A 13881-nucleotide genomic window follows, 5' to 3' on the forward strand; every position below is an offset into this window, starting at 1 on the left:
AAACGCAAGTCCCTATCCTCTCCTTAAGTGCACCCATCCCCCGCTCACCCCATAAAATAGGTAAAAACCATCGGGAGGTCTTTTTTATGGGGAATGGACAACAGCCGGAACAGCAGGATCGGACTTCGAGATCGAAATGGAACTTGTTCGAATTCATCGGCATCTTTTTGGTTGTTTCGTCTTTATTGCTGCTTTTATTCAATCCTGATTCACTTTCAAGCCTGTTCGACACAATCATAAAAGAAGTCAAACCCATCGTTGTAGACATTTTTCTGACTAGCGAAGTGGGAATAGCCATCATCATCAGTGTCATTGTTGGCCGGATTCTGGAACGGCTGGGATTTACGGATGGCCTGATCCGAATTTTTGTGCCGGTTATGAAGTGGTTTAAAATCAACCCCTCTGTCATTATTCCATGTGTCTATAATATCCTCGGGGACATCAACGCTGCCGGGAAAATCGCCGGGCCGATCCTTGTCAAAGCGGGTGCCACCAAAGCCGAGCAAAAGATTGCCGTGGCAACGATGATTCAATCCCCACAGTCTTTTGCCACCTTTGTTCTGGGGCTAATTGCTTTGACAGCGTTCGGGATAAATGCCTTTCCACTTGTGATCATCTCCATCTTCTTGCCGATTGTCATTGTCCCCTTCCTTTTGTCCAAAACCATATACCGTGACACCAGGAAAGTGGAATTAAATGAACTGCCTCGATTTACGCCGCAGACCAAGTTTCTGCAGACCATTTTCGGTTCGGCCAAAGAAGGAGTCGAACTTCTGTTTCTCATCATTATACCGGCAGTGGCGGCCGTCTTCTTCTTTATTGGCGCATTAAAATTCCTTGGAGTTTGGCCTTTTGTAGAGTCGGGGCTGTCCTCCGTCTTAACCATTATGAGCATTGAGCCTTCCACGGGGATTGTTTCGATACTGGCAGCACCGACGCTTGCTGTTGCCCAACTGGCGGAACTGGCAGCCACCATCGATCCCCGCCTGATTGTCGGCTCCTTTGTACTGGCCAATTCAGGCCTTCCCCTGTCCGTCATTTTTGGCCAGGTACCTGTCACTTGGGCACAATCCTCAAGCCTAAGTGAGAGGGAAGTGTTACTAGCAGCCATTATCGGGATGGTTCTCCGGTTTGCGACCGCCCTGTTGCTCGGTTACTTCCTGACTCCGTTTTTGGTGTGATGCAGTATGAACCGATCTTATTTGATACGCGGAAAAAAGATTGTGACTGTAAGCCCTGCGGGAACCATTCACGACGGCGCGATGGCGATTTGTGATGGAAAGATTGTAGATGTCGGAAAGTGGAAGAACCTCAGGAAACGGTACCCTGACTTAACACTTCAGGATTGTTCTGATTATGCTATTACCCCTTCCCTTGTTGATTGTCATACACACCTATTGGAATTTGCTCCAAGCTCTCTGTATCCCATCACGCCGGAAACCCACTTCCTGGGAGGAAAAGCCATTCTTCTAGGCGCCTTATCCTCGGGTATCACGGCATTGGGAGAGCAGATATGCGGGCACCACCTTTGCGATTTCTCAATGGCAGATTACAAAAATGCACTTCAAGACCTCCCTCTTGATGTCACTTTCGCGGCAACAAGCATTTCCATCGGTTTTAAACAAATGGCTCATTTCACTTCTATCACACAGTCAAAACCTGTTTCCCAGAGCACACTATCGGATCAGGAACTGGTAAAGAAAATTGCAGAAACAAGCGAATTCCCAGGCGAAAACATTTTCATTAATGCGACACCTGCCAACTTCACTTCAGACCAAGTCCCAAATGCTGGAGAAATCATTTATACATCCGAAGAACTAAAGAAAATATCGGATATTTACCATCAGGCAGGAAAAAAGATGGGAGCCCATGTAGCTGGCGAGGAAGGAATCAGGATGGCATTGGAAGCGGGAATTGATGTTCTGCACCATGCGCATGGAATCACCAAGGAACTGATTGAAAGAGCTGCAGCTCAAGATGTTGCCATCGTTGCCACACCAATGGGCGGCACACACCTGGAACCAAACTCGCCTAAAAACATATTGACACTAGTTCAAAAGAAGATCCCCGTTGCCATTGCTACAGACTCTTACCTGCCACCCTATCAGGGAGCATCCTGGCTCCCGTTCACCGACAATTCTCTACAGGGACCTGATGTTTTGATGATTATTGCCCACCCGGCAATGAGACTCTTGGAAGAACATGGTTACGATGAAAATGCGATTCTCGCCTTGCTGACAGCCAACCCGGCCAAAATAATGGGAAAGGAAAGCAGGTACGGCAGTCTTGTTCCTGGCATGGAGGCGAACTTTCTGGTGGCAGAGGGAGTTCCAGGACTGGAAATCACGGAGGCGGATCAGATTAAGGAAGTGTATTTTAGAGGGGTGAAGGTGATACAGCGCCTATAAGGGGGTTCAGTAAAAAAAATGAAAGTACCTGCTCCCACCTGAATTTTTACAGATAATTATAATCGACATCTTTCAGGTGACAGGCGCTCTCTTTGATGTATTCATCACAAAAAAACCGGGAATGCACAAAGCATTCCCGGCCTTATCATGATGTGACTTAAATAGATTGACTTACAGAGCTAAAATGTTCCTTTAGCTTCTGTGAAATTTCGTCATTGTTCGCCTCAACTACTTCCAGATATTGTGGTTTATCAAACAATTCCTTAATCTGTTCAGGGTATGTCTGCTCGATGCCGCAAAGAGCAATGGATTCATTAAATTTTGCCGGATGGGCCGTTGAGAGCGTCACACAAACCTCATCAGCCTCATTACAATGTTCGAACGCGGCAACTCCGCATGATGTATGTGGATCAAGTAAATAATCATTTTCATCATAATACTTCTTAATGGTTTGCAGGCATTTTTCTCCTGCTACTCCATATGCTGCAAAATCCTCGTTCACCTGACGAAGCTGCTCCTCATTGACGATGATTTTCCCTTCAGATTTAAATTGATTCATTAAATCAGAAACGGCTTTCGAATCTTCGCCGAGTAAGTAGTATAGATAGCGCTCGAAATTGCTCGCAACCTGAATATCCATCGAAGGACTGTAGGTGCTGTGGAACTCACCTGGCTCGTAAATTCCCTCTTTAATAAATCGTTCCAGAATATTATTCTCATTAGTCGCTACAATCAGTTTCCCAACTGGAAGGCCCATCTTTTTAGCTAAAAAGCCAGCAAAGATGTCCCCGAAATTTCCGGTCGGCACACTAAAGTTCACCGTTTTTGCCCCTGTTTCCCCCGCCACTTGAAAATACGCATAAAAGTAATACACCGTTTGAGCTAAAATACGGGCAAAGTTAATCGAATTGATCGCCCGAAGATGATATTTATTTTTAAATTCCAAATCGGCGAAGATTTCCTTGATGATTCTCTGACCATCATCAAACGTTCCTTTAATCGCTAAATTTAAAACGGTCTCGTCATTCACTGTCGTCATTTGCAGCTCTTGTACCTTGCTAACTTTTCCATGCGGATGCAAAATACAAATGCGTATTCCTTCTTTTCCCCTGACACCCTCAATCGCTGATGCACCTGTATCTCCTGAAGTCGCACCAAGAATATTGATGGTTTCCCCTGTCTTCTTTGCGATATAAGAGTATAAGTTGCCTAAAAATTGCAGGGCGACATCCTTAAAAGCAAAGGTTGGACCATGAAAAAGCTCTAATACATACATATAATCCTTTACCTTCTTGACAGGAGTGACCTCTTGGTGGCGGAAGGTTGCATAGCTTTTTTGGATTAATTCCTTCAAATCCTTCTCAGGAATTTCACCATCTACATAATAAGAAATTATTTCGAATGCCAATTCCTGATAGGTCAGCTTCGACAACGACTGCAGCTTTTCCTCGGAAATTTGCGGGATTTTTTCGGGGACCAATAGTCCCCCGTCATTTGCCAGCCCCATCATGACCGAATCAATAAAGCCGATTTGTTTTGTATTTCCACGAGTGCTAATGTACTTCATCGTATCCTCCATATATAAATAAATATAGTATTCTTACAAATTATTATTCTAACTATAATCCAGGATTGTACAGATGAAAAGAGCAAATTATATAAAAATTCCTTAATGATCAGTCCTTTATCATTGCCAATCCCTTCCACCCAGTAAAAAACCTCGCATCATGACAATGCGAGGTTTTATAACTTTTTGCCTTATTAGTTCATATTTTCAATAATCACTGAAATACCTTGGCCACCGCCGATGCATAAGCTTGCCAGGCCAAATTGCTTGTTACTTCTTTGCAGTTCATATGCGAGTGTAAGCAATAGTCTTGCTCCGCTGGCCCCAACCGGGTGTCCGAGAGCAATGGCCCCTCCATTCACATTAAGCTTTTCAAGTTCGATTCCCAGTTCTTTTCTTACCGAGAGCACTTGAACCGCAAAGGCTTCATTCACTTCAATGATATCAATGTCTTCCATTTGTAAATTCGCTCTTTCCAATGCCTGCTTCGTTGCCGGAACAGGTCCAATTCCCATGTATTTAGGATCGACACCCGCGATACCCCAGGACACGATTCTGGCTAAAGGCTTTATGTCGTGCTTGGCAATAAGCTGGTCGTCTCCTAATACCACCGCTGCTGCCCCGTCATTTATCCCGCTTGCTGTCGCAGCCGTAACACTTCCATCTTTTTTAAATGCTGGCCGCAGCTTCCTGAGTTTTTCTATATTTGTGTTTGGTTTTGGGTGTTCATCTTCCTCAAGAAGCACTTCTCCCTTTTCGTCTAAAACCGGGGTGATTTCCTTGGCTAGAATACCTTTCTCCTTGGCTTGGGCTGCTCTGCTTTGGCTGAGTAAGGCATACTCCTCTTGTTCACTACGGCCGATTTGGTACTTCTCCCCTAAATTTTCGGCAGTCATCCCCATACCCAGGCCGCAGTATTGGTCCACCAATGTGGCCGACAGTACATCTTCGAAGTGTGGAACACCCATTTTGAACGTTTTAAAGCGAAGGTCCCTGACTACATGCGGACTCATCGACATGTTTTCTGCACCGCCGGCCACAGCCCCGCTAGCCTCGTTTAATGAGATGGCTTGGACTGCACTGACAACCGCCTGGAGGCCGGATCCACAGAGCCTGTTTACCGTCAAGGCAGGCGTCGCTTCCGGAATGCCAGATTTTAACGAGACATGGCGTGCCAAATAGGGAGAGTTTGCACTTGAATGAATGACATTCCCGAAAAATGTCTGGTCAATTTCCGATGCAGGAACTTTACTTCTCCTTAAAGCTTCTGTTGTTGCAATTGCCCCTAGTTGAGTGACATCCGTACCTCTCAGGCTGCCGCCGAATGCCCCAAATGGTGTCCTTGCTCCCTCAATTACGTATACATTTTTCATTTTCTTCCTCCTATGTTCTATCATTGATACAATCGTTCCACTTGGTGTATGTTTGATAAATCAATTCTTTACACTTAAGGTCGGGGTGTCAGTACGGAAGTTTTTCAGAATCAGGAACAGGATTTCAATCGATAATAATAAAAACCCTAATGGTACAAAGTAAAGAATAGGATAATACGTGATAATCGTCCCTTTCATACTAAATCCGAGACTTTCCTGGGTGCCAATTAATGCATATTGAAATCCATAGAATGTAAGCATTAGAAACAAGATGAACTCAAAAATCAGAAGGGCAAGAAAAATATTCCGGCGAAATTTATTTTTGAGTTTTACGACCATCATTTCGACTCTCGGCATGATGCCCGAACCATACGCATAGGCCAGACCCGGGAAAAAAGCCAGCGGCATTAGGAAATATTGTGTGATTTCATAACTGCCTAGCAAACTGGCATTTACCAGATTCCGAAGGGCAACATCCCCAACAATCAACAGCATCATGATGAAAATGGTGCTGCCGCTCAGGATTAACCCGCCTATTTTAACCTTTTCGAAAACATTATAGGCCCTGCTCAAGTGCAATCCCCCCTCATTATTAAAAGTGTAATCTTTTCACCTTTTTACATTAAACCAGGGAGCCAGGTTACAAGACTAGGAAATAAAATAAGCAATCCGCATACTACCACTGCCAGTACAACGGCCATAATCATTGATTGTCGGAACAGCCTTTCAATCGGTATCCCTGTGACACCGGAAACAGCGAAAACACTAAGCCCAACAGGCGGAGTCAGAAGACCGATTGTACATATAACCGAAACCAGAATACCAAACCACAATAGATCCACATTCATTTCCTGAACGATTGGCAGCAGGACAGGTGTTGCCATAATAATGACCGCTCCCCCTTCAACGAACATGAAGAGGATAAAATAAATGACAGCTAGCAAAACCAGCACTAACACCGGGTATTCAATGAGCGGTCCTAATGCATTTATTAACTCCTTTGGCAGTTGGGAGACAGTAATGAAGCGGCCGAAGATTTGTGCCGTAATCATGATCAGCAGCACCATTACGGTTATTTTAACGGTTTCAGCAAACGATTCAACATAGAAAGCCTTGTTTACCTTCCCTAAGAAAAGTGCCGTCAGAAAACCGATGAACGCACCCACCGCGCCAGCTTCCGTTGGTGTAAATACTCCTGAATAAATACCCCCAAAAATGACCAGTACCATAACCAAACCGATCGCAAGGACAAATAGCGAACGAGATAAGGTTAAAGAGGGCTCTTCTTCTTTCTCCCGCTCTTCTAAAACATCCTCTGCCAAGCCAGCAGCAATTTGGTTGCTGCTGCGATAATGCATAACCAGCATAACTCCAATAATTACAAGGGTCATCAGGATCCCTGGCACGATGGCCGCAATGAACAGTGTTCCTATTGGTGTTTCTGTTACCACTCCATATAAAATCAAGATGATGCTTGGCGGAATGATGCCTGACAATGACCCTGCCGCAGCAATGGTAGCCCCGGCAATATCATCCCGAAAGCCGCGTTTCTTTAATTCAGGGACCGCCACTTGGCCCAAAGCAGCTGAAGAGCCGGAGGTCGAACCCGATACCGCTCCCAGAAAGGCACCGATAATAACGGTTAACACACCCAGCAGACTTGATTTCCCCCTGGACAGAATAAATACAATCGAATACATGTCCCGTACAATCCCCGATTTAACGACAAACTGGGCCATTAAAACAAACAAGGGAATGGTTGTTAAAGTATAGCTTGCAACCTGTTTATACGGGTTGCTTTGTAAAAAAGAAGTGATATAGGCTGGACCTTCCAGCAAGATAATGCCAATGATCCCGATACTGAGCAGCACGGAGTGGATGTGTAAGCCTAATAATAAAAACAGCCCGAATAGGAAAAGCATTAAAAGATAAAATATTTCAATCGGCATCTTAACACTCCCTTCAAATGAACGGGAAGGTAAGGAGGAGGATGCCTCCCCTTTCCTTCTCACCAGATTTACTCTAATTCCATGATGGCTTCAGGCACCGTACCGCCTTGTTCGACAATTAAATCTCTCCACAGCTTTGCCATTTCTTTGCCTGGCTGCCCGTTCTTCTCCGTTTGATCGATCCATTGGAACCAGGTATCCTCTACCCCTTTTACAAGAAGCTCCTTTGCTTCCGGTTCAAGCGCGTCGATCGTTTCAAATACGGCTCCTTTGTCTTTGGCGTAGGCGCGGTTTTCATCGGAACGATCCATCCAAAGCTGGGCCCCTTCCAAAACTTGCTCGTAAGATGTCTCCTCCATGATTTGCTGTATATCTTTTGGCAGGCTATTCCACTTCTCTTCTGTCATCGCCCACATCCCGGTATAGTGGCCAAGATTGATTCCTTCAAGTGTATAATTAAAGACATCTTGCATTCCGTACCCGGTCCAGTCAGCGATACTAAAGAAACTTCCGTTAAATGCCCCGCGGTTAATCGCATCAAACATATCGGCAGATGGCATGGAAATCGTATTGATTCCTACATTTTTCGCAAAAATTTCATGTACCCGGGAAGGGGAGCGAAGCGATACTTGCTTAAAATCACTCACACTTTCAAAAGGATAATCTTTGGTGGAAATAACATATTGTTCAGTCGTTGGGGTCGCAAATACTTTTAATCCTTTAGATTGGTATTCCAATTGATTGAATGACTTCCCGTCTGCCAGCTCGGTGTCACTTTTGACAAGTTCTGCATAAGCTTTCGTGGCCAGCATGGTGTCGGAATGCAGCAGTGGCAGCATCGTTACTTCACTTAATGGAAAACGCTGCGGATCATAAAGCGGCCATAGCGGTGCCGCGATATCAATCGTCCCATTTTTTAAGGCTTGCAGCTCTTCATTGACCGGAATAAGTTCCTGGTTTGCATAATGTTCAAACTTTACCCGGCCATTTGTCTTTTCTTCCACTTTCTCCATCCACGGCTTGAAATAGCCTGCCCACCAGCCATTTTGTGTACTCAATGCGGACGAAAGCTTCAAGACTATTGTCTCTTCACTGTTTTGATCGGTACTTCCCGACGCAGTCCCGCTGCTGCCAGGCTGCTGGACACAGCCAGAAATTAAAATGACCATCATGATCAACGAAAGGAACGTCTTCCACTTTTTCACATTCTTCACTCCCAGTTCATTTTTATTGATTCCTATTCATTAAGTGCTCTAATAGATAAAACGCTTTCATTTCTTGGCATATAATTCTCTTAGCTTCCCTTTTACAATTTTGCCTGAGCTGGTTTTCGGCAGTTCTTCCACCACTTCAAACTCGTAAGGCACCTTATAGGTTGCCAGCCTCTCTTTACAAAACGCTTTTAAGTCATGAATTAATTTTTCATTATATTCCGACTTCAAAGTCAGCACTGCTTTGACTACCTCTCCCTTTTCTTCATCAGGATAACCGATGACAGCAGCCTCAAGGACGGATGGATGCTGATATAAAACTTCCTCTACTTCTCGCGGGTAAACATTGAAGCCGGAACGGATGATCATGTCTTTCTTTCGGTCAACGATATATAAGTAACCATCTTTCTCTTGTCTGGCTATATCTCCTGTCCTGAACCACCCATCCACAAAAGCCGCCTCATTTGCTTCCTTACGGTTTAAATACCCCTTCATTACATTTGGCCCTTGCACAACAAGTTCACCGGTTTCTCCAACAGGGACTTCCTCAAAAAGGTCGTTTATAATCTTAACCTTCACATCCTTTATTGGAAGTCCAATGCTCCCTATCTTCTTCTTGCCGTAAGGAGGGTTGATCGATACAACAGGCGAGCATTCCGTCAATCCATATCCTTCAACGATTTCAAAGCCGAATATCTCGACCCATTTGTTAAAGATCTTTTCAGGCAAAGGCGAAGCCCCAGTGTAAGCAAACCTTAATTTGACTCGATATTTTCCAACATCCGGATCATTTAACATGTATGTATACATCGTTGGCGGTCCAAAAAAGAAGGTAATATCCTGCTCTTCCATCGTCCGGAGCGTTTTGGCACTCGATTCCCACCTTGAGAGCATATAATTGAAACCCCCGGCATAAAGAGTGGTATTCAGGCAGTTCGATTGTGCCGCTATATGCGATAAAGGCGGGACAATTAACGTCCTGTCGTCTGGAGCCAACCTGAAGGCTTCAGCAAAAGTTTTCGCGTTGGAATAAAGATTGTAGTGGGTGAGAAGCGCCCCTTTCGGCAAACCGGTTGTCCCTGAAGTGTATAAAATCGTACAATCCTCTGAATCACTGAAATTTACTAACACTTCTGCAGGTCCTGCCTGTACTAGGTCTTCCAAACTTTGATTATCGGTAATTAAGTACTTAGGACTAAAATTCAGCGCTGTTTTCTTCAGTTTGCCTTGCACAGATTCATTCGTAATAATGATTTTAGGACTGCAATCATTGAGAATGATCCCAAACTCCCTTGATGTAAGAGAGGGATTGACCGGTACGTTTATAGCACCTGCACGCATACATGCATAGTAACTAATCACAAATTCCGGACAATTGTCGAGCAGGATTGCAATACGGTCTCCCCTTGTAATGCCATTTAAATAAAATTGGTTGGCAAGCTTTTGGACCTTTTCATTTAGTTCCCTGTAGGTATAAGAACCCGTTTCCCAGCCGAGCGCCCTTCTGTCCGGGATATTTCCGGCATGTTCCTGTAGTTTAAGATCTAAATTCAATCTGCATCGCTCCCTTCAACTCTCTTCCCGCATACCTTTTATTCTGTTTAGAAATCCTTTCGCAGCTGGTTCCTTTATATTAGTTCATTGAAAAATTCGGGGGTCTTTTTTCAAGGAAGGCGTGCACTCCCTCTTTTGCATCCACGCTGACGAACATTTCTGCAAAAAGCTCCATTTCATATCGCAGCCCTTCTGCCAATGGAAGATTCATTCCATGCTGAATACTTTTCTTAATGTTTTTCAATGCTGTTTTAGGTTTTTGCGCAAGGATATTTGCCCAGTACATCGCCTCGTTGTCGACAGTACCGGCAGCCGCTACCTTGTTCACAAGTCCATAACGGACCGCTTCCTCTGCATGGATGGGCGTGCCAAACATGATCATTTCCATCGCTTTTGATTTCCCTATTAATCTTGGAAGACGCTGGGTTCCTCCAGCACCCGGGAAGATTCCCAGATTTATTTCCGGCAGTCCCATCCTGGTGTTTTCATCACATATTCTGAAATCACAGGCGAGGGCCAGTTCCAATCCTCCTCCAAGTACATGCCCTTTCATTGCGGCAATGACTGGAATAGGCAACTGGCTTAACAGCTCGAAAGCTTTATGGAAACCAGCGGTTAGCGATATATCCTTTTTCCCCAGCCTGGGCACAAATTGAGTGATATCGGCACCAGCAGAAAATGCTTTCTCTCCGCTGCCCTTTATAACCAGCACTTGAACTTCCTCATTCCGGTATAAATCTTCCAAAAACGCAATCATCTGTTCAAAAACAGCCGGATTCAAAGGGTTATATGGAGGTCTATTAATCCCCATGACCGCTATTCTCCCTTCAATGCTGCACAAAAGAACGTCTTCCATGTTTTCTCCTCCTCAGCTGTAAGAATAAAATCCCTTTCCCGTTTTTCTTCCAAGGTCCCCTGCTTCGACCATCTTTTTCAATAGCGGGCAAGGACGGTACTTTGAATCATTAAAGCCTTCATACAAGGCTTCCATTGCCCATAATGCTGTATCAATTCCAGCCATATCAATCGTCCTTAACGGCCCCATGGTATGTCCGTATCCATCGATAAAGCCTTGGTCAATTTCTTCAGGTGTACCGATGCCCTCCATTACGGCGAAACACGCTTCATTCACCATCGGCAGCCAAATACGGTTCATGAGAAAGCCTGGGAAATCTTTTTCGGCAGTGATTATTCTTTTCCCCATTTTTTCTCCCACTTCCCTTGCCAATTCGTACGTTTCCTCAGAGGTTTTATAGCCTTTGACAAGCTCAAGCAGCGGCATCATCGGAACGGGGCTAAAAAAATGCATCCCAATCACTTTTTCAGGGTGTGAAGTCACACTGGCAATTTCCGTTATCGATAAAGAGGAAGTATTGGTAGCCAGCAGGCAATCAGCCTTTGCTTGTGCGTCCAGCTTTTTGAAGGTTTCTTTTTTCAGTTCCATTCGTTCTGGCACTGCTTCTATAATGACATCTGCTGCTGAAACGGACTCCCAGCTGGAGGAGAAGGCCAGATTGGCCAGAACTCCTTCAGGATCTGTAATCTTGTTTTTTTGAGCAAACTTGTTTACGGAATCTGTTATTCTTTTTTTCGCTTTTTCAAGCGAGTCTTCCGCAACATCAACAATCGTTGTTTTTATCCCGGCCTGGGCAGCAACCTGGCCAATGCCGGAACCCATTAATCCGCCGCCGATGACTGTCAGATTCATTGTCTCCATCTCCTTTTTCAAAACTCGCATTATATTAGAAAGCAAACACTTATCAGTTCATGGCATTCGCAAGAATTTGCTTAGCAATGATGATTCTTTGAATTTGATTGGTTCCTTCATAGATTTGGGTGATTTTCGCGTCGCGCATCATTCTTTCCACCGGGTAGTCCCTGACATATCCGTATCCGCCAAGCAGCTGGACCGCATTCGTTGTGACCTCCATCGCCACGTCTGATGCGAAGCATTTGGCCATGGATGAATTGGCGATGACTGCTGGGTCCTTTTTATCAAGCATCATTGCCGCCTTTAATACCAGCAGCCTTGATGCTTCAATTTTCATGGCCATATCGGCAAGGGTGGATTGGACCATCTGAAAATGATGCAAAGGCTTGTTAAACTGCTTTCTCTCAATCACATAGTTGAGACAATGTTCGTAGGCACCTTTTGCAATCCCTGTTGCCTGGGCGCCAACCACAGGCCTGGTCTCATTGAAAACATTCATGAGGATTTTAAAGCCTTCTCCTTCTTCACCGATTCTGTTTTCTACCGGTATGACCACGTTTTCCAAAAACACTTCCCTGGTAACGGATCCCCTTATCCCCATTTTTTCTTCTTTCTTTCCAAATGTCAGGCCTGGGGTGCCTTTCTCGACAATCATTAAGGAAATACCTTCCGTACGGCTTTCGGAAGTTCTTGTCACAAATACATAGATTTCTGATTCACCCGCGTTTGTGATGAAAACCTTATGACCGTTTAGGCGGTATGTATCCCCCTCTCTGACAGCAGTGGTCTTAACACTCGATACGTCAGACCCTGCTCCGGGTTCGGTTATGCCAAAAGAGCCAAGAACGTCACCTGAAGCAAGTGGTGGTACAAACCTCTTCTTCTGTGCTTCTGTTCCCGCGATCAAAAATGGAGCCAATGTTAGGGCCTGGGTTGATAAGGATACGGAAGTGGACGCACAGGCAGAAGCAATTTCTTCCATCACGGCCACATGGCTAACCATGTCGGAACCTACTCCACCGTATTCTTCCGGCACATGAATTCCAAAAAAGCCGTTCTCTGCCAGGAGCTTTATGTTTTCCCATGGTGTCTCGCCTTTCTCATCCACTTCTTTCGCACGGGGCGCGATGACCTCTTTTGCCATTTTACTCGCCACGTTTTGAATCATGGTATGCTGGTCTGTTAATAACATCGTCATCCCTCCAATTCTCAGTTTTTAAATATAGGTTTCCGCTTTTCTAAAAAGGCTCCCATCCCTTCTACAGAGTCCGGGTAATCGAACAGCAAGGAAAACGCATAAAGTTCCTGTTCAAGATCTTCTTGTTGGTTCGCACTCCAATGCTTCCTGTTAATTAGCTTTTTAGCGGTAGCAATCGCCAGTCTGCTTTTTGTTGTTAAAGTCTTTGCCAGCATCAGGGAACTCTCCAGCGGATTTTCCACCACTTCACTAACCAGCTTAAGTTCAAGGGCTTTTTTCGCCTGGATTGGCTCACCCGTAAAGATCATGGTGCTGGCCGTCGACTTCCCTGCAATCTCCGTCAGCCTTGAAATCCCTCCGCCCCCAGGGATGATTCCTAAATTCACTTCAGGAAGACCGAAGATGGCATTTTTTCCCCCGAGGCGGATATCACACACAAGGGCAAGCTCCAGCCCTCCTCCAAGACAGAATCCGTCAATAGCGGCTATATATGGCTTGGAAGAATGAACAATTAGTGATTGAAGCGCTTTCATTTTGTTCGCTATGTCATACGCCTCTGATACGGAAATGCCTGTAAGTTCCCTGATTTCAGGTCCCGCAAGAAATGCCTCTTCATTTCCGGTGAGAATAATACAAGCTACTTCTTCATCTTCATTCAGTTCCTTGAAAGCCATGATTAGTTCCAGCATTAAATCATGATGAAGAAGATTACTGGATTTCCCGCTGTTCATTTTTACAATCGCAATATGCTGGTCTGTTAATGTAATGAATAGATGTTTGAATGGTTCCATGCTCCCTCCCCAATGTTTGCAACGTCTCTATACAATAACAATGCAATATCTATGCCAAACGATAAAAGCTTGATTTTAAAGGGTTTTCACCGCCCCAAAAACCCACGCGGTGAAAGAAT

12 protein-coding genes are annotated in these 13881 nt (G+C 44.8%); 2 read left to right on the forward strand and 10 right to left on the reverse strand.

What is annotated here, in order from left to right; genetic code table 11:
• Window positions 1-86 precede the first annotated feature (86 nt).
• Together WQ57_RS01065 and WQ57_RS01070 are read left to right on the forward strand one after the other, a co-directional pair.
• The gene (locus WQ57_RS01065; protein WP_046521839.1) at window positions 87-1181 is read left to right on the forward strand and encodes a hypothetical protein; all 1095 of its coding nucleotides are present in this window, start codon (window positions 87-89) and stop codon (window positions 1179-1181) included.
• Window positions 1182-1187: 6 nt separating this feature from the next.
• Window positions 1188-2408 carry an amidohydrolase family protein gene (locus WQ57_RS01070; RefSeq protein ID WP_046521840.1) on the forward strand — a complete coding sequence of 407 codons (1221 nt, stop codon included), beginning with the start codon at window positions 1188-1190 and terminating at the stop codon, window positions 2406-2408.
• A 157-nt stretch (window positions 2409-2565) separates the two neighbouring features.
• On the opposite strand, the gene thrC is transcribed toward WQ57_RS01070, so the two are convergent.
• The 10 genes from thrC to WQ57_RS01120 all read right to left on the reverse strand — a co-directional run bounded on the left by thrC (window position 2566) and on the right by WQ57_RS01120 (window position 13762).
• Entirely contained in the window at window positions 2566-3975 is a 1410-nt protein-coding gene (gene thrC, locus WQ57_RS01075) for a threonine synthase (protein ID WP_046521841.1), read from the reverse strand.
• Between the two features lie 194 nt (window positions 3976-4169).
• Window positions 4170-5348 carry a thiolase family protein gene (locus tag WQ57_RS01080; protein ID WP_046521842.1) on the reverse strand — a complete coding sequence of 393 codons (1179 nt, stop codon included), beginning with the start codon at window positions 5346-5348 and terminating at the stop codon, window positions 4170-4172.
• A gap of 60 nt (window positions 5349-5408) precedes the next feature.
• A complete protein-coding gene (locus WQ57_RS01085) occupies window positions 5409-5921 on the reverse strand; it encodes a TRAP transporter small permease (RefSeq protein WP_046521843.1) in 513 nt (170 codons plus the stop codon).
• 44 nt (window positions 5922-5965) lie between these two features.
• On the reverse strand, window positions 5966-7297 hold the full coding sequence (locus WQ57_RS01090; protein WP_046521844.1) for a TRAP transporter large permease subunit: 1332 nt from the start codon (window positions 7295-7297) through the stop codon (window positions 5966-5968).
• Window positions 7298-7365: 68 nt separating this feature from the next.
• Window positions 7366-8502 (reverse strand): TRAP transporter substrate-binding protein DctP, encoded by a 1137-nt coding sequence (gene dctP, locus WQ57_RS01095; protein ID WP_046521845.1) that lies wholly within the window; start codon window positions 8500-8502, stop codon window positions 7366-7368.
• Between the two features lie 66 nt (window positions 8503-8568).
• The gene (locus WQ57_RS01100; RefSeq protein WP_046521846.1) at window positions 8569-10062 is read right to left on the reverse strand and encodes a class I adenylate-forming enzyme family protein; all 1494 of its coding nucleotides are present in this window, start codon (window positions 10060-10062) and stop codon (window positions 8569-8571) included.
• Window positions 10063-10141: 79 nt separating this feature from the next.
• Window positions 10142-10918: an enoyl-CoA hydratase/isomerase family protein gene (locus tag WQ57_RS01105; protein ID WP_046521847.1), complete on the reverse strand. Its 777-nt coding sequence runs from the start codon at window positions 10916-10918 to the stop codon at window positions 10142-10144.
• A 12-nt stretch (window positions 10919-10930) separates the two neighbouring features.
• Window positions 10931-11770 (reverse strand): 3-hydroxyacyl-CoA dehydrogenase family protein, encoded by an 840-nt coding sequence (locus WQ57_RS01110; RefSeq protein ID WP_156183020.1) that lies wholly within the window; start codon window positions 11768-11770, stop codon window positions 10931-10933.
• A 52-nt stretch (window positions 11771-11822) separates the two neighbouring features.
• On the reverse strand, window positions 11823-12971 hold the full coding sequence (locus WQ57_RS01115; RefSeq protein WP_046521848.1) for an acyl-CoA dehydrogenase family protein: 1149 nt from the start codon (window positions 12969-12971) through the stop codon (window positions 11823-11825).
• 11 nt (window positions 12972-12982) lie between these two features.
• Window positions 12983-13762, reverse strand: coding sequence for an enoyl-CoA hydratase/isomerase family protein (locus WQ57_RS01120; protein ID WP_046521849.1), 780 nt, complete (start codon window positions 13760-13762; stop codon window positions 12983-12985).
• Window positions 13763-13881 lie beyond the last annotated feature (119 nt).

This window comes from Mesobacillus campisalis (assembly GCF_000986785.1).
In the GTDB taxonomy this organism is placed as follows: Bacteria; Bacillota; Bacilli; order Bacillales; family Cytobacillaceae; genus Mesobacillus_B; species Mesobacillus_B campisalis.